The sequence below is a fragment of the Pseudoduganella plicata genome (genome assembly GCF_004421005.1).
Lineage (GTDB): Bacteria > Pseudomonadota > Gammaproteobacteria > Burkholderiales > Burkholderiaceae_D > Rugamonas > Rugamonas plicata.
The window spans coordinates 4,626,505-4,642,136 of the sequence record NZ_CP038026.1 but is presented as its reverse complement, the minus strand read 5'-3'; the positions used below and the strand labels follow the sequence as shown (position 1 = coordinate 4,642,136).

15 protein-coding genes are annotated in these 15,632 nt (G+C 64.9%); 5 read left to right on the top strand and 10 right to left on the bottom strand.

Annotated features, from left to right (window positions below):
- Window positions 1–83: 83 nt before the first annotated feature.
- The 3 genes from E1742_RS20535 to E1742_RS20525 all read right to left on the bottom strand — a co-directional run bounded on the left by E1742_RS20535 (window position 84) and on the right by E1742_RS20525 (window position 2,373).
- A complete protein-coding gene (locus E1742_RS20535) occupies window positions 84–449 on the bottom strand; it encodes a UCP032817 domain-containing protein (protein ID WP_503826306.1) in 366 nt (121 codons plus the stop codon).
- A 307-nt stretch (window positions 450–756) separates the two neighbouring features.
- Entirely contained in the window at window positions 757–1,581 is an 825-nt protein-coding gene (locus E1742_RS26250) for a UCP032817 domain-containing protein (protein WP_166793366.1), read from the bottom strand.
- An 84-nt stretch (window positions 1,582–1,665) separates the two neighbouring features.
- Window positions 1,666–2,373: a ZIP family metal transporter gene (locus E1742_RS20525; RefSeq protein ID WP_229466864.1), complete on the bottom strand. Its 708-nt coding sequence runs from the start codon at window positions 2,371–2,373 to the stop codon at window positions 1,666–1,668.
- On the opposite strand from E1742_RS20525, the gene E1742_RS26890 reads away from it, so the two are divergent.
- The gene (locus E1742_RS26890; RefSeq protein WP_229466146.1) at window positions 2,333–2,494 is read left to right on the top strand and encodes a hypothetical protein; all 162 of its coding nucleotides are present in this window, start codon (window positions 2,333–2,335) and stop codon (window positions 2,492–2,494) included. The two genes, E1742_RS20525 and E1742_RS26890, sit on opposite strands and share 41 nt — an antisense overlap.
- A gap of 73 nt (window positions 2,495–2,567) precedes the next feature.
- Here E1742_RS26890 and E1742_RS20520 read toward each other — a convergent pair whose 3' ends face one another.
- Window positions 2,568–3,443 (bottom strand): dienelactone hydrolase family protein, encoded by an 876-nt coding sequence (locus E1742_RS20520; protein ID WP_134386994.1) that lies wholly within the window; start codon window positions 3,441–3,443, stop codon window positions 2,568–2,570.
- Between the two features lie 342 nt (window positions 3,444–3,785).
- Window positions 3,786–6,536, bottom strand: a complete 2,751-nt coding sequence (polA, locus tag E1742_RS20515; protein ID WP_134386993.1) for a DNA polymerase I — start codon at window positions 6,534–6,536, stop codon at window positions 3,786–3,788.
- Window positions 6,537–6,761: 225 nt separating this feature from the next.
- Here polA and E1742_RS20510 point away from each other — a divergent pair, with 225 nt between their 5' ends.
- The 4 genes from E1742_RS20510 (at window position 6,762) to E1742_RS20495 (ending at window position 11,372) form a co-directional block, all read left to right on the top strand.
- Window positions 6,762–7,199, top strand: coding sequence for a hypothetical protein (locus E1742_RS20510; RefSeq protein ID WP_134386992.1), 438 nt, complete (start codon window positions 6,762–6,764; stop codon window positions 7,197–7,199).
- A gap of 46 nt (window positions 7,200–7,245) precedes the next feature.
- Window positions 7,246–8,217, top strand: coding sequence for a homoserine kinase (locus tag E1742_RS20505; protein ID WP_134386991.1), 972 nt, complete (start codon window positions 7,246–7,248; stop codon window positions 8,215–8,217).
- On the top strand, window positions 8,214–8,993 hold the full coding sequence (locus E1742_RS20500) for a BPSS1780 family membrane protein (RefSeq protein ID WP_134386990.1): 780 nt from the start codon (window positions 8,214–8,216) through the stop codon (window positions 8,991–8,993). Before E1742_RS20505 ends, E1742_RS20500 begins: the two co-directional genes overlap by 4 nt.
- Before the next feature lie 72 nt (window positions 8,994–9,065).
- A complete protein-coding gene (locus E1742_RS20495) occupies window positions 9,066–11,372 on the top strand; it encodes a UvrD-helicase domain-containing protein (protein WP_134386989.1) in 2,307 nt (768 codons plus the stop codon).
- Window positions 11,373–11,393: 21 nt separating this feature from the next.
- Here E1742_RS20495 and E1742_RS20490 read toward each other — a convergent pair whose 3' ends face one another.
- The 5 genes from E1742_RS20490 to thiE all read right to left on the bottom strand — a co-directional run bounded on the left by E1742_RS20490 (window position 11,394) and on the right by thiE (window position 15,631).
- On the bottom strand, window positions 11,394–12,374 hold the full coding sequence (locus tag E1742_RS20490) for a dipeptidase (protein WP_134386988.1): 981 nt from the start codon (window positions 12,372–12,374) through the stop codon (window positions 11,394–11,396).
- Between the two features lie 150 nt (window positions 12,375–12,524).
- Window positions 12,525–13,631: an S-(hydroxymethyl)glutathione dehydrogenase/class III alcohol dehydrogenase gene (locus E1742_RS20485; protein ID WP_134386987.1), complete on the bottom strand. Its 1,107-nt coding sequence runs from the start codon at window positions 13,629–13,631 to the stop codon at window positions 12,525–12,527.
- 57 nt (window positions 13,632–13,688) lie between these two features.
- Complete coding sequence (locus E1742_RS20480; protein WP_166793522.1) at window positions 13,689–14,093, bottom strand: response regulator; 405 nt, start codon at window positions 14,091–14,093, stop codon at window positions 13,689–13,691.
- Between the two features lie 208 nt (window positions 14,094–14,301).
- Window positions 14,302–14,931 carry an ANTAR domain-containing response regulator gene (locus E1742_RS20475; RefSeq protein WP_134386985.1) on the bottom strand — a complete coding sequence of 210 codons (630 nt, stop codon included), beginning with the start codon at window positions 14,929–14,931 and terminating at the stop codon, window positions 14,302–14,304.
- Window positions 14,932–14,995: 64 nt separating this feature from the next.
- Window positions 14,996–15,631: a thiamine phosphate synthase gene (gene thiE / locus E1742_RS20470; protein WP_134386984.1), complete on the bottom strand. Its 636-nt coding sequence runs from the start codon at window positions 15,629–15,631 to the stop codon at window positions 14,996–14,998.
- Between the last annotated feature and the right edge of the window lies 1 nt (window position 15,632).

Genomic DNA, 15,632 nt, shown 5'->3' with positions numbered 1-15,632 from the left:
GTACAGCCACGCCACGTGCTCGTCCTCGCCGATCAGGCCCGCGGCCAGCAGGAACGCCGGCATCCCTGCTGCGACCTGATACGTCACCGCCACTGGCATGCCGCGGCGCTGATATGCGAAAACACCGGCTGCCCGTCCTGCAGGCGATAGGCAAATCCCCTTGGCATGCGCAAGCGACGGTCGGTCATGAAGAGGCGCGGCAGCTCCGGCCCTGCCAGCGGCAGCCCTTCCAGCCGGCGGGCCTCGACGAGGCATGCTGCCATCGGCAGATCCATGCTGCCCATGTCGTGTGCTCCCACATGCGGGATACGCTGGCCATAGTGCCGTTCGCAGAAGGCGTCCAGATTGGCCGGCGCGTAGCGCAGCCACGCGTGCCAGACCGAGTCGGCGGCCACGGACGGCAGCGCGCAAGGCTGCTTGCTGTGCTGTATGCATGCAAAAAAGTCCAGCAGCGCATCGCTGGCGCGGACATAAAAAAGGCATCCGTCGGGATGCCGGGGAATTCGCCGGGTGCCGTACTGGCCCAGTAGTCATATAGCCCGGGGGCACGTCGCGCAGAGCGTGATCGTTGCGGGACATGGCCCGGACCAGATATGCGCGAGTGATGCTCAGGATCCTGGACAGCATTTGTTCGTCCTTTGCCGTTGCCTTTGTCAAGGTCATGCTGGCATGGAATGCCGTCAGGCAGGTGCCGAAATGCCTGCTCTGGAGCCACGTCAATAATGGCTGGCCGCCAGGTACGGCACGTGTACCGTCTCAATCACCCCCTCCTCCTCCGCCGCAGCCACCACCACAACTGCTGCCACCGTCGCCACCGTCGCCGCTACCGCCGTCGCCATTGCTGTCGCAGCTGCCGGCGTCGTCGCCGCTGAAGTCGGCGCTGCTCCCGCCGCAGCTGGAGCTGGAGCTGGAAGTGCCCCAATCGCTGCTTCCCGTCTCCTGGCAACGCGCCAGCCAGCGGTCGTAGTCGCCCTGGGCGATCAGCCCCGCGGCGAGCAGGAATTCGGGATCGGTGCCCGGCAGGATGTGCGTCTGCGGCAGGACCTGTCCGTTCCGGTTGATGGGCGAGTAGACGATGTGGCCGCGCTGCACGCGGTAGGCGCTGCCGAACGGCATGCGCAGCCTGCGGTCCGTGGCGAACAGGCGCGGCACGTTGGGACCTGCCAGATCCAGCCGCTCCATCGTGCGTGCGGTGACGAGGCACATCGCCATCGGCTTTTGCATCCCCTTCTTCATGTTCGCCGCTTCCACGTGCGGGATGCGCTGGCCGTAGTGACGCTGGCAGAAGGAGTCGAGGTGCTTCGGCGCGTGGCGCATCCATGCGTGCCAGACCGAGTCGGCCGCCTTCGACGGCAGCGCACACGGGCGGTTGCTGCGCCTGATGCATTCGAAAAAGGTCAGCAGCGCATCGCTGGCGTGGACATAAAAAAAGGCATCCGTCGGGATGCCCTTGAATTCTTGAGGTGCCGTGCGGGCCCAGTATTCATACAGGCCGGGGGGCATGTCCCGCAGCGCCTTGCGGTTGCGGGAGGTGAGGCGGGTGAACTGTGTGCGGACCAACTTCATTGCTGCTGTCAGCATTCTTGCTCCTTTCTTGTTGTTTTTATTGCCCTCATGCTGGCACGGCTTCATGACGACCATGTGACAAGGCGCGATACGACAACACTACCTGTGGCGTCCCGCCGTCAGGAACAGCACGATAATCACGCCCAACGCGATCAGCAGCACCTGGGGCACGGTCTCTTTCAGCGTAGCGCGGCGCTGCATCTGCGGCATCAGATCGCTGACGGCAATGTAGATGAAGCCGGACGATGCGAACACCAGCACATACGGAATCAGGTTGCTGGCCCGGTCCAGCGTGAAATAGCCCAGCAGGCCGCCCGCCACGGCCAGGAGGCTGCACAGCAAGTTGTAGACGTAGGCACGTGTACGCGAGAAGCCGGCGTTCAGCAGCACGATGAAGTCGCCGATCTCCTGCGGAATTTCGTGCGCGATGATGGCGACGCCGGTGACGATGCCCAGGTGCGGATCGGCCAGGAAGGCCGCGGCGATCAGGATGCCGTCGGTGAAGTTGTGCATGCCGTCGCCCAGCAGGATCATCCAGCCGGCACGGCCGGCTTCGTGCTTGTCGTGGCCATGGGCGTGGTGGTGGCCGTCGCCTTCGTGGTGATGCGAGTGGCGCAGGATCGCCAGCTTTTCCAGCATGAAGAACGCCAGCAGGCCGGCCAGCAGGGTGCCGAACAGCGTGCGCGGATCGGCGCCGGACTCAAAAGCCTCGGGCAGCGCATGCAGCAGCGACGTGGACAGCATGATGCCCACCGACAGGCTGACCATGCGTTCGACGACCCGGGACAGCAGCGTAAACGAAAAGATCGCCGCCGCGGAAATGCTGACGATGCCGGCAACCGTGGTGGCCAGCAGGATGGATGTGAGTACCGGATCGATTTTGGAGCCTCTTGTGCTTTGCCGCGGCGCGCGCTGCCGGGACGGCTGAACGCGCGCAAACCGGACATTTTACCGTCCGGCTCGCACTTTTGCTCAATTGGCTGTCAAAATCGTGGCGTACGTCAGCCGACGCCGTGCTCCTTGAGCCAGTCCAGCGTGCGCTTCCAGCCGTCCTTCGCATCCTCGGCCACGAAGCTGGGGCGGTAGTCGGCATGGAACGCGTGGCCGGAATTCGGGTAGACGACGAACGTCGACTTGCTCGAACCCTTGGCCAGCTCCGTCTTCATCTTCTCGATCGACTCCTGCGGGATGCCCTGGTCCTTGGCGCCGTACAGCCCCAGAATCGGCGCCTTCAGAGATGCAGCAACATCGACCGGGTGCCTGGGCGTATTCGGCGACGCCTCTCCCACCAGCCGGCCGTACCACGCGACGCCGGCCCTGACGTTCGGGTTGTGCGCGGCGTACAGCCACGTGATCCGTCCGCCCCAGCAGAAGCCGGTGATGGCCAGCTTGTCGGCGCTGCCGCCGTTCTGCTTCGCCCACGCGACCACCGCGTCCAGGTCGCGCAGCACCTGCATATCGGGCGTCTTGCTGATGATGTTCTTCTGCAGCTCGGCGATCGACGGTTCCTTTTGCGGGTCGCCCTGGCGTGCGAACAGGTTCGGGGCCAGCGCCAGGTAGCCCTGCTTGGCGAAGCGCCGCGCCACGTCGGCGATATATTCGTGCACGCCGAAGATTTCGGAGATGACGAGGATGACGGGCAGCCCCGTCTTGCCGGCCGGCTGCGCGCGGTACACGGGCACCGGGTACCCGTCGACGGAGACGGTCACCGTGTCGGCCGTCAGGCCTTCCGTGTCGGTCTTGACAGCGGTCTGCGCGCTCACGGGCAGCACGGCGGCGGCAAAGCCGGTACCCAGCGCCGCCTTCAGCATGTCGCGCCGGCTGATGCCTTCTGGCTCGCCGATCAGGCTCTTTGCATCGTTGTGCAGGTCGTTCATGGGTTCTCCTGGATGGTTAGCAGGAAAATTGAACCACAACGGTACAAAAAAGCCAACTTTATTCTGTGTGCTGGACTTCGGTTGAGGACCCCTGGGGTCAGACCCGCCGGGTCTGACCCCGGCCCTCCTCAGCCGTTCCAGCGCGTCGACCGGGCAGCTCGACGACATCGGGGCGCGGAAGCGCCTGAGCGATGATGCTCGCTCAGTGCGCGGAAGCGCCTGAGCGATGATGCTCGCTCAGTGCGCGGAAGCGCCTAAGCGATGATGCTCGCTCAGTGCGCGGAAGCGCCTGAGTGATGATGCTCGCTTAGTGCGCGGAAGCGCCTAAGGTCGCATGCGACCTTAGTGCGCTTCCTCCCAGTTCTTCCCTACCCCAACTTCGGCGACCAGTGGCACCTTCAGTTGCGCCACCCCTGCCATCAGCGTCGGCAACGTCTCGCGCACCAGCGCCAGTTCGTCGTCCGGCACTTCCAGTACCAGTTCATCGTGCACCTGCATGATCATGCGCGACTTCAGGTTTTCCTTCTCCAGCCAGTCCTGCACGGCGATCATCGCCAGCTTGATCAGGTCCGCTGCCGTGCCCTGCATTGGGGCGTTGATGGCGGCCCGTTCGGCGCCCTGGCGGCGCGGGCCGTTCGGCGAATTGATCTCGGGGAGCCACAGGCGGCGCCCGAATACGGTCTTCACGAAGCCGTTGGCTTTCGCTTCCAGGCGCGTCTCGTCCATGTATTGCTTGACGCCGGAGAAGCGCGCGAAGTACCGGTCGATGTAGTTCTGCGCCGCGGTGCGGTCGATGCCCAGGTTGGCGGCCAGGCCAAATGCGCTCATGCCATAGATCAGGCCGAAGTTGATCACCTTTGCATAGCGGCGCTGTTCGCTGTTCACCTCATCGGGCGGCACGCCGAAGATCTCCGCCGCCGTGGCGCGGTGAATGTCGACGCCTTCGGCAAACGCGCGCAGCATCGCCTCGTCGCCCGAAATGTGCGCCATGATGCGCAGCTCGATCTGCGAATAGTCGGCCGACACCAGGTGGCTGCCTTCGGGCGCGATGAACGCCTCGCGGATGCGCCGCCCTTCCGCCGTGCGGATCGGGATGTTCTGCAGGTTCGGATCGTTCGACGCCAGGCGGCCCGTCACCGCCACGGCCTGCGCGTAGTTGGTGTGCACGCGCCCCGTCTGCGGGTTGATCATCTTCGGCAGCTTGTCCGTGTAGGTGGACTTCAGCTTGGCCATGCCGCGGTATTCCAGCAGGATTTTCGGCAGCGGATAGTCCTCGGCCAGCTTCTGCAGCACTTCCTCGTCCGTCGAGGGGGCGCCGCTCGGCGTCTTTTTCACGACCGGGAGTTTGAGCTTGTTGAAGAAGATCTCGCCGATCTGCTTGGGCGAACCCAGGTTGAACGGCTGTTCGGCCAGTTCGTAGGCCTTCTGTTCCAGTTCGACGATGCGGGCACCGAGCTCGTCGGACTGGGTCGCCAGCAGGCCCGCGTCGATCAGCACGCCGTTGCGCTCGATCTTCTGCAACACGACGGCGGTCGGCAGCTCGATCTTGTTGTAGATGGCCGTCAGGCCCTCGTCGCCCGCCACGTGGCCGTGCATCGCCATGTGCAGGCGCAGCGTGATGTCCGCATCCTCGGCCGCGTAATCCGTGGCGCGCTGCAGCTCGACCTGGTCGAAGCAGATCATGTTGGCGCCCTTGCCGCACACCTCCTCGAACGCGATGGTCTTGTGGTTCAGGTGGCGCATCGCCAGGCTGTCCATGTCGTGCGTGCGATGCGATTCGAACACGTACGACTGCAGCAGCGTGTCGTGTACGACGCCGCGCAGGATCACGCCGTGGTTGGCGAAGATGTGCGCGTCGTACTTCAGGTTCTGCCCCAGCTTGCACTTCGTCGGGTCTTCCAGCCAGGGCTTGAGTTTTTCCAGCACCAGGTCGCGCGACAGCTGTTCCGGCGCGCCCTGGTAGCGGTGCGCCACGGGGATGTAGCAGGCAATCCCCGGCTCGGTCGCCATCGAGATGCCCACCAGCTGCGCCGTCATGGGCTCCAGCGACGTGGTTTCCGTGTCCAGCGACACCAGCTCTGCTTTGCCGATGCGTTCCAGCCATTCGTCCAGCTGCGCCTCCGTCACCACCAGGTCATATTTGACGTTGGCCGGCGGCGTGGCGAACATGTCGCCCGTCGCCCCTTCCGGCGCGGCCGGCGTGGTCTGGCCCGGCACCTTGCTTGACGGCGTCATCGCGCTCAGCTCGCGCAGCAGCGTCTTGAAGCCGTAGCGGTTGAAAAAGCCCAGCAGCGATTCGTGGTCCTCGTCCCGCGCCACCAGGGTTTCGCTGATCGACATCATGTGCGCGGACAGGTCGCAGTCCGTCTTCACGGTGATCAGTTCGCGCCCTTTCGGCAGCCAGTCCAGCGCGGCCTTCAGGTTGGCGCCGACGGCGCCCGTGATCTTGTCCGCGTTGGCGATGACGCCATCGAGGCTGTCGTACTGTGCCAGCCACTTGACGGCCGTCTTCGGGCCGCACTTGGCCACGCCCGGCACGTTGTCGACGGTATCGCCGATCAGGGTCAGGTAATCGATGATGCGGTTCGGCGGCACGCCGAACTTCGCCAGCACGCCCGCTTCGTCCAGCTTTTCATTGCTCATCGTGTTGATCAGGGTGACGTGCGCCGTGACCAGCTGCGCCAGGTCCTTGTCGCCCGTCGAGACGATGACGTCCATGCCGTTCTTCTCGGCCGTGACGCACAGCGTGCCGATCACGTCGTCCGCCTCCACGCCTTCGACCATCAGGATGGGCCAGCCCATCGCCCGCACGGCTTCGTGGATCGGCTCGATCTGCAGCGACAGGTCGGACGGCATCGATGCGCGCGTGGCCTTGTACTCCGGGTACAGGTCGTCGCGGAACGTCTTGCCCTTGGCGTCGAACACGCAGGCGATGTACGCGGCCGGGTAGTCGGCGCGCAGGCGGCGCAGCATGTTGACCATGCCGTGCATGGCGCCGGTCGGATGGCCGTCCGGGCTGCGCAGGTCGGGCAGCGCATGGAAGGCACGGTAGAGATAACTGGAACCGTCAACTAGCAGCAGGGTTTTTTGCATGATGTATTAGCGTGATGCGTTTGCGAAACACGTGGCCGCGCGCGTGGCCGGCGCGGCGATGGAGGCGAAAGAGCGAATTTGGCGCGAAGTTATTATTATCGCAGAGTTTATCGAGGGCCCGCGGCGCACGCCCCGGGACAAATCGGCGCTGTCCAACCGCAGCGGTGTCAGTTTGTTACAATGGTTGAAACTCCAAAACCACAGGCTTCCACCGAGGTTCTCATCATGCGCGCTTCCCCCTTCCGCTCCGCCCTCCTGCTGGCGTTTGCCGCCACCGTCACCAGCATTGCCGCCGCCCAGACCGACGCCCAGAAAAAGCTGGAACAGCCGCCGCAACTGGAACGGCTCGACGACGCGGACACGCCGATCACCGTCTCGCCCAACAAGAGCCGCGAAACGACGACCAACGTGCAGCGCCAGAACGGCCGCATCACGCAGGAAACGGTGCACGCGGGCGGCAGCACGTACACGGTGAAGCCGAACAACGCTACGGGCACGGCGCTGCCCGGGGATGCCAGCGGCACCGGCATCCGCGGCGCGCAGTGGACGGTGATGGAATTCGATATCGCGAAAAAGCAGAAACAGCGCAGCGCCGACGCAGCCGCTGCGGCGGAAAACGCCGAGGACGCGCCGCCTCCGCCGCCGCCCGCCACGACTCGCTGACCGCTGTCCCCGCGCCCCCTCTCGACCCCTAATTTACTGATTTCACATGGCAGTGTTTACCTCGGTCAGCCTGGACGACGTCCGGACCTGGATCGCGCAATTCCCCCTCGGTGATGCGGTAGCCCTGAAAGGCATCGCTTCCGGTATCGAAAACAGCAATTTCTTCCTGACGACGGAGCAGAACGGCCGGCGCACCGAATACGTGCTGACGATCTTCGAGAACCTCGGCTTCGAGCAGTTGCCGTTCTACCTGCAACTGATGCGCCACCTGGCCAGCCGCGGCGTGCTGGTGCCGGAACCCGTGCCGAACCGCGACGGTGAACTGTGCGTGCCGCTGCAGGGCAAGCCGGCCGCCATCGTCTCGAAACTGGAAGGCGGCTCGCAGATGGCCCCGCAACCCGTGCATTGCGCGGCGGTGGGCGACATGCTGGCGAAAATGCATCTGGCCGGGCGCGACTTCCCGCTGCACCAGCCGAACCTGCGCGGCATCGCCTGGTGGCATGCCACGGCGCCGGAAGTATTCCCGCATCTGTCCGAGCGCGAAACCGCCCTGCTGCGCAGCGAGATCCACTACCAGGAAGCGTTCCACGGCTCCGACCTGTACCGGCGTCTGCAGCAGGGGCCCGTACATGCGGACCTGTTCCGCAACAACGTCATGTTCGACGGCAACAGACTGACGGGCTTTTTCGACTTCTATTTCGCCGGCTGCGACACGTGGCTGTTCGACGTCGCCGTCACCGTCAACGACTGGTGCGTGGACCTGGACACGGGCGTGCTGGACGAACCGCGCGTGCGCGCCATGCTGGACGCCTACCACGCCGTGCGCCCGTTCACGCATGACGAGCAGACGGGCTGGCAGTGCACGCTGCGCGCCGCGGCGCTGCGTTTCTGGCTGTCGCGCCTGTATGACCTGTACCGGCCACGCGCGGCGGAGATGCTGACGCCGCACGATCCGACCCATTTCGAACGTATCCTGCGCGAGCGCATCGCCACGCCGGCACCAGGGCTGTCTGCATGAACAAGATCGCCGCAAGCGCCGGATGGCGCTGGGTCAAGCAGGGGTTTGCCCTGTTCCGCAAACAACCGGGCGGAATGTCGACGCTGTTCCTGGCCTACATGATCGTCACGGCGCTGCTCAACCTCATTCCCCTGCTGGGGCAAGTGGCGCAGGGCGTGCTGCTGCCCGTGTTTTCCATCGGCTTCATGCGCGCCGCCCAGCAGATCCAGCTGGAGCGACCCGTGGTGCCGGCCCTGCTGGGCACGGGCTTTCGCAAGCCGCTGATGGGACGCCTGTGCGTGCTGGGCGCGCTGCACATCGTCGCGGCCATCGTTGCCGCCGGCGTGCTGCTGCTGATCGCCGACACGGAAACGCTGACGCAGATGGCCACCGGCAAGGCGCAGCCCGACCCGGAACTGCTGCGCGATTCGGGTCTGTTCCCCGGCATGGTGATGGCGCTGCTGATCTACCTGCCGGCCATTACCGTGATCTGCTTTGCCGTGCCGCTCGTGTACTGGAGCGCCATGGGCCCCGGCAAGGCGCTGTTTTATGCCTTCTTTGCCGCCAAGCGGGCGTTCACGGCGTTTGTCGTGTTCGGGTTCAGCCTGTTCGCCATCGCCCTGTTCAGCTCCCAGATCGTCCTGCTGCTGCTGGGCTTCGGACCGTTTTCGCTGGCGCTGCTGCGCGTCATGTTCGTGCTCCTGTTCGGCGTGGCCCACTGCGCGCTGTACGCGGCGTATTGCGACATCTTCGGCACCCCGGCCGCGGACGACAAGGCGCCCCTGCCGCCGGCGTGATCCGCTGATGCGGATCGACCCGCGACCCGCATGGCTGCGGCGGTCGCGGGTCCCGCCCGGTATAATGAGGGGATGCAAAATCTCCTCCAGAATCTCAATCCCGAACAACTTGCCGCCGTCACCCTGCCACCGCAGAACGCCCTGATTCTGGCGGGCGCCGGGTCGGGCAAAACGCGTGTGCTGACCACGCGCATCGCGTGGCTGATCCAGACGGGCCAGGTCTCGCCGGCCGGCATCCTGGCTGTCACGTTCACCAACAAGGCGGCAAAGGAGATGCTGACGCGTCTGTCGGCGATGTTGCCAATCAATACACGCGGCATGTGGATCGGCACGTTCCACGGCCTGTGCAACCGCCTGCTGCGCACCCATTACCGCGACGCGGCCCTGCCGCAGTCGTTCCAGATCCTCGACTCGCAGGACCAGCTGTCGATGATCAAGCGCTTGCTGAAGGCGCAGAATGTCGATGATGAGAAGTACCCGCCGAAGACGGTCATGTACTTCATCAACAACCACAAGGACCAGGGCCTGCGCGCCGGGCAAATCGACGCTTACGACGCGATCGAGCGCAAGCTGGTGGAACTGTACGCACTGTACGACGACCAGTGCCAGCGCGAAGGCGTCGTCGATTTCGCCGAACTGCTGCTGCGCACCTATGAACTGCTGACGCGCAACCAGCCGCTGCGCGAACACTATCAGCAGCGCTTCCGCCATATCCTCGTCGACGAGTTCCAGGATACGAACAACCTGCAGTACAACTGGCTGAAACTGCTGGCCGGCCACGGCACGGGAGGCGGCGGCGCGCTGTTTGCCGTGGGCGACGACGACCAGAGCATCTACGCGTTCCGTGGTGCGAATGTCGGCAACATGTCCGCGTTCGAGGCCGAGTTCAATGTGCAGAACCTGATCAAGCTGGAACAGAACTACCGCTCGCACGGCCACATCCTCGATGCGGCCAATATGCTGATCGCCAATAACAGCAAGCGCCTGGGCAAGAACCTGCGCACGGACGCGGGCCACGGCGAGCAGGTGCGCGTCTACGAAGCCAGCTCGGACCTGCAGGAAGCGCAGTGGATCATCGAGGAAGCGAAGAACCTGATCGCCGAAGGCGCCTCGCGCAGCGAGATCGCGGTGCTGTACCGCTCCAACGCGCAGTCGCGCGTGATCGAGCATGCGCTGTTCTCGGCCGGCATTCCGTACCACGTGTACGGCGGCCTGCGCTACTTCCAGCGCGCCGAGGTGAAGCACGCCATCGCGTACCTGCAGCTGATGGACAACCCGCACAACGACTCGGCCTTCCTGCGCGTGGTGAATTTCCCGGCGCGCGGCATCGGTGCGCGCACGCTGGAGCAGCTGCAAAACGCCGCCGAGTCGTACGGCATCTCGCTGTATGCCGCCGTGCCCTACATGGTCGGCAAGGCCGGCACGTCGCTTGGCGGCTTCGTCAAGCTGGTCGAAGGCGTGCGGTTTGAAACGCAGCAGATGGCGCTGCCGGAACTGGTGCGCATCACGCTGGAGTCATCCGGCCTGCTGGCGCACTACGCCACCGAGAAGGAGGGCGCGGACCGCATCGAAAACCTGGAGCAGATGGTCAACGCGGCCACGCAGTTCGTCTCCGAGGAAGGCTACGGGCAAGGCGCCCCGGCTCACCTGGGCCCGCAGGCCGATGCGCAGGCGGGCGAGGCGATCGTCAATGCCGACGGCGTCGAAATCCTCGATGCCGATGCGCCGCTGGCAACCGTGATGTCGCCGCTCTCCGCGTTCCTGTCGCACGCGTCGCTGGAGGCGGGCGACAACCAGGCGCAGGCCGGCCAGGAAGCGCTGCAGCTGATGACGGTGCACTCGGCCAAGGGCCTGGAATTCGACAACGTCTTCATCACGGGCCTGGAGGAAGGCCTGTTCCCGCACGAGAGCAGCTCGAAGGAAGACGGCGGCGTGGAGGAAGAACGCCGCCTGATGTACGTGGCGATCACACGGGCGAGAAAGCGCCTGTACATGTGCTTCTCGCAGACGCGCATGCTGCACGGCCAGACGCGCTACAACATGAAGTCGCGCTTCTTCGACGAGCTGCCGGAGGAAGCGCTGAAATGGCTGTCGCCGCGCGTACAGAGCCACTGGTTCGCCAACAAGAAGGCGACGTGGGAGGATGCCAAACTGTCCGGCGGGTCGGACAACGCCATCGCCCAGCGCATCGCGCAGCAAAAGACGGGCGGCTCCGGCTGGCGCATCGGCGAGTCCGTCGTTCACGCAAAATTCGGCGAGGGCGTCATCGTCAATATCGAAGGCAGCGGCAGCAACTGCCGGGCCCAGATCAATTTCGGCAGTGCCGGGATGAAGGTGCTGGATCTTTCGGTGGCGAAGCTGGAGCGGCTGGGGCGCTAAGCGCCCGAGGGCGCCTGCCCCCTATTTCCACACTTGGCGTGCAATGCGCTGCAGGTTCGCGCCCAGTACCGCCTTGAGGTCAGCCTCGCCATAACCGCGCCCCATCAGCGCGGTGACCACGTCGGTCAATCCTTCCGGCGGCAGCATGCGGAACGGCTCGGCATAGCCCCGGTCGTTCGGATATGCCGCGCGCATCTTTTGCTGGTAGTCGTCCACTTCCTGCTGGTCGTACGCATAATCGAGTCCCAGCCCGACATGTTCGACGCCCACCAGCTGCGCCACGTGATCGATGTGGCGCGCCACGGCATCCGCCAGGTCGTCGCGCGCGCCGAGGAACGGACCGAGACCGTTGATGCCGATGACGCCGCCGCGCGCGGCGCAGGCGCGGATGGCGTCATCCGTGATGTTGCGTGGGTGATCGTGCAGCGCGCGCGCATTCGAATGCGAGAAGATGACGGGATTGGGCGACGCGTCGACGATGGCGCGCGCGGTGCGCGGCCCCGCGTGCGACGCGCACGTCACCATGCCCACTCTTGCCATCTCTTCGACCAGTTCGATGCCTTGCGCCGTCAGGCCGCAATCGTCATCGAGGCAACCGCCCGCGTAGGCGTTGTTGCGGTTGTAGGCCAGCAGCATCCAGCGCACGCCCAGGTCGTAGTAGAGCCGGACGAGCCCGGGCTGGGGCGGCAGTGCGCCCACGCCTTCCAGGTCGAAGCACACGCCCAGCTTGCCCTCATGCTTGGCGCGGGCGACATCGGCCGCCGTCAGCACCAGCAGATAGTGTTCGGGGTGCGTCCTGACCCAGTGGCGCAGCTGCGCCAGCATCAGGAAATGTTGTTCGACGGGCGTATCGCCATACCCGATATTGATGGAGACGACCGTGAAGCCGGCGGCGCGGGCCCGTTCCAGTTGCGGCAGGAAGCTGGCGTCGTCGGGCCGGACCGGCAGGCAGGTGTGGTTATCCCAGACGATGCTGGCCCGCAGGACGTCGTTCACACTCATCGCCGGTTCTCCCCGTAAAACGACAGGATACGGGGCTTCGCCATGCCGGGCAATCGCTTTCAGCCCGCACCGGCCGGCGCCGCGCACCCGTTACGCAGACCTTCCTGCAACTGCGCGCGCGTGGGGCGGCGCGGGGCCACCCGGGCTGCATCAATACATCACGACGGAGCGGATCGATTCGCCCGACTTCATCAGGTCGAAGCCTTCGTTGATCTGGTCGAGCGACAGTTTATGGGTGATCAGGTCGTCGATATTGAGCTTGCCGTCCATATACCAGTCGACGATCTTCGGCACGTCCGTCCGGCCGCGCGCGCCGCCGAATGCGGAGCCCTTCCATTCGCGGCCCGTGACCAGCTGGAACGGCCGCGTGGAGATTTCCTGCCCGGCCGCCGCCACGCCGATGATGATCGACTTGCCCCAGCCCTTGTGGCAGCACTCGAGTGCCTGGCGCATCAGCGTGGTGTTGCCGACGCATTCGAAGCTGTAGTCGGCGCCACCGTCCGTCAGCTGGATAATGGCGTCGACGACGTTCTCCACGTCGTTCGGGTTGATGAAGTGCGTCATGCCGAACTGGCGTGCCATCGCTTCGCGGCCCGGATTGATGTCGACACCGATGATCTTGTCGGCACCCACCATCTTCGCCGCCTGGATGACGTTCAGGCCGATGCCGCCCAGCCCGAACACGACAACATTGGCGCCCGCTTCCACCTTCGCGGTGAACAGCACGGCGCCGACACCCGTCGTCACGCCGCAGCCGATATAGCAGACCTTGTCGAACGGCGCATCTTCACGAATCTTCGCCAGCGCGATTTCCGGCACCACGATGTAGTTGGAGAACGTGGAGGTGCCCATGTAGTGGAAGATCGGCTTGCCGTCGATGGAGAAGCGGCTGGTCGCATCGGGCATCAGACCCCGGCCCTGCGTCGAGCGGATGGCCTGGCACAGGTTAGTCTTCTGCGACAGGCAGAATTTGCACTGGCGACATTCCGGCGTGTACAGCGGGATGACGTGGTCATCCTTCTTCAGGCTCTTCACGCCCGGACCCACGTCCACCACGACGCCGGCGCCTTCATGGCCGAGAATGGCAGGGAAAATGCCTTCCGGGTCGGCGCCGGACAGGGTGTAATAGTCGGTGTGGCAGATGCCGGTGGCCTTGATCTCGACAAGGACTTCACCCTCGCGCGGTCCGCCCAGCTCCACTTCCTCGATCGTCAGCGGTGCGCCCGCCTTCCATGCTACTGCTGCCTTGGTCTTCATCGCAAAATCCGGTGATGTGATAAAGCTGCATGATAACAAAGACGGGCCACCTTCGAGTCACGCCATGGCCGCCAGATCCATCTCGAGCAAACGGCAAACGGCCTGCCACAGCTGGCGCGGCGACGTCCATGGCTTCGGCAGGAAAGCATGGGCCTGGTGGTGCAGGCTGGGTTGACGCGCGGAATACAGCAGAACGGGCGTGTGCACGCCACGCTCGCGCAGCGCGTCGGTTACATGCTGGCCGTCGCCGTCCGGCAGATCCGGGTCCAGCACAATCAGGGCGAAAGTCTGTTGCTGCAGCAGGGCCTCGGCGGCGGCGACCGACGCGACGCGGGTGACGCGGATTTCCGGCACCATCAACGTCGCCAGGATCAGCGCCGCCGTGTCTTCGGCATCGATGTGCAGCAAGTGGGGGGCGGGCGGCAGCGGTTTGCTGGCCTCCAGGACGTCGTTCATGTTCATGGTCGTACTCCGCGTAACAGGGTGCAGGAACCTGTAAGCCACGTGCCGCATGCGCGGGATTGCTGGCGTTCAGGATGCTGGGTCGGCGGAGCTGGGCCGAGAGGCTGGGCGCGGCCGCAGGGGGCGGGCGGCTGCTGGAGATGACGCGCGGCGTGACGGCCGCGGCTACAAAGACAGTGTAGCCCAGTTTTGATGCACCATAGAAACTTTATTTTTTGAAGCGTGCATAAAATGCCGCATGCAGGCCGTTCAACGTTTCCTCGGCGGTCAGCAGCTGGTCGGCCACCTCGTTGACCTTGCGACGGCTCGAGCGCGCATGGTCGCGCAACACCTCGAATGCCGTATTCCGGTCGGTCTGGAACTTGCACATCAACAGCCCCACGGCCAGGCTGGTTTCCCGGCCCGCCGCCAGCGCCGCGTTCAGGTTCAGTTCCGTGCGGCGCAGCTGGCGGATATCGTCGGCTCGCGCCAGGCCCGCTTCGAATGCCGGCATCAGGTGTTTTTCGTCCACCGGTTTCACGACGAATCCCACGGCACCATACGCGGCGGCCTGCTTGCCCGCATCGGCATCGCCGCGGCCGGACAGGAACATGAACGGCACGGACGTCTCACGGTTCAGCTGCTTGGCCAGTTCGAGCCCGGACATGCCAGGCATGTGGATGTCCAGCAGCGCCATGTCCGGCTCGCGTTCGGCGACCAGCTTCAAGGCGTGATCGGCCGAATGCGCCTGCATCGTCTCGTATCCCGCGTTCTGCAGAATTACACTGAGAAATTCCGCCAGTAATTGATCGTCGTCGACAATCAGTATCAGGCGTTTCGCGGTCGCTGGTGGTGTCATGGCTGAGCAGATCGGCAGTTTGTGATGGCCGATTATAAAGCGGATCGCCTGGCCCATGAGTCCTTTAGCGACGTGAAAACAACGCCGTAAATGCCTGTACCGCAGATGTAACGCCTGCCGGCTCCATGCCGTACACGCTGCTGATGGCAGCGACCATATCGGCGCCCGCAGCCACCAGCACCGCCGCATTGACAGGGGTCATGCCGCCGATGACGACCGCCGGCACCGTCACGCCGGCGGCACGCGCCTGGGCCAGGATGTCCGGCTGCGTCGTCACGGCGTATTTTTTTACGCGCGACGGATAGAAGCCGCCAAACGCCACGTAGCTGGCGCCGGCCGCCTGCGCATCGATGGCCCGCGCGACGTCGCCATAGCAGGAGGCGCCCACGATCTTGTCCGGCCCCAGCGCGGCGCGTGCGGCAGCCACGCCCGCATCGAGCCCGCCGACGTGCACGCCGTCGGCATCGAGTGCCAGGCACAGGTCGATGTGATCGTTGACGATGAATGGCACGCCATGACGCCGGCACAGCGCCAGCAGTGCGCCGGCCTGTTCGCGCCGCAGCGCCGGCGACGCTTCCTTGTGGCGATACTGCAGCAGCGCCGCGCCGGCTGCGAGTGCTGCGTCGCTGGCAGCCAGCAGGCGGTCGGTGTCGTCCCAGTCGGGTGTAACGAGATACAGTCCACGAAATTCGGTATGCATG

What these genes read in the sequence shown, in the direction of transcription:
- E1742_RS26250 (WP_166793366.1), bottom strand. Translation starts at nt 1,581, where the DNA reads ATGCTGACAGCAGCAATGAAGTTGGTCCGCACACAGTTCACCCGCCTC.
- E1742_RS26890 (WP_229466146.1), top strand. Translation starts at nt 2,333, where the DNA reads ATGCGTTCGACGACCCGGGACAGCAGCGTAAACGAAAAGATCGCCGCC.
- E1742_RS20520 (WP_134386994.1), bottom strand. Translation starts at nt 3,443, where the DNA reads ATGAACGACCTGCACAACGATGCAAAGAGCCTGATCGGCGAGCCAGAA.
- polA (WP_134386993.1), bottom strand. Translation starts at nt 6,536, where the DNA reads ATGCAAAAAACCCTGCTGCTAGTTGACGGTTCCAGTTATCTCTACCGT.
- E1742_RS20510 (WP_134386992.1), top strand. Translation starts at nt 6,762, where the DNA reads ATGCGCGCTTCCCCCTTCCGCTCCGCCCTCCTGCTGGCGTTTGCCGCC.
- E1742_RS20505 (WP_134386991.1), top strand. Translation starts at nt 7,246, where the DNA reads ATGGCAGTGTTTACCTCGGTCAGCCTGGACGACGTCCGGACCTGGATC.
- E1742_RS20500 (WP_134386990.1), top strand. Translation starts at nt 8,214, where the DNA reads ATGAACAAGATCGCCGCAAGCGCCGGATGGCGCTGGGTCAAGCAGGGG.
- E1742_RS20495 (WP_134386989.1), top strand. Translation starts at nt 9,066, where the DNA reads ATGCAAAATCTCCTCCAGAATCTCAATCCCGAACAACTTGCCGCCGTC.
- E1742_RS20490 (WP_134386988.1), bottom strand. Translation starts at nt 12,374, where the DNA reads ATGAGTGTGAACGACGTCCTGCGGGCCAGCATCGTCTGGGATAACCAC.
- E1742_RS20485 (WP_134386987.1), bottom strand. Translation starts at nt 13,631, where the DNA reads ATGAAGACCAAGGCAGCAGTAGCATGGAAGGCGGGCGCACCGCTGACG.
- E1742_RS20480 (WP_166793522.1), bottom strand. Translation starts at nt 14,093, where the DNA reads ATGAACATGAACGACGTCCTGGAGGCCAGCAAACCGCTGCCGCCCGCC.
- E1742_RS20475 (WP_134386985.1), bottom strand. Translation starts at nt 14,931, where the DNA reads ATGACACCACCAGCGACCGCGAAACGCCTGATACTGATTGTCGACGAC.
- thiE (WP_134386984.1), bottom strand. Translation starts at nt 15,631, where the DNA reads ATGCATACCGAATTTCGTGGACTGTATCTCGTTACACCCGACTGGGAC.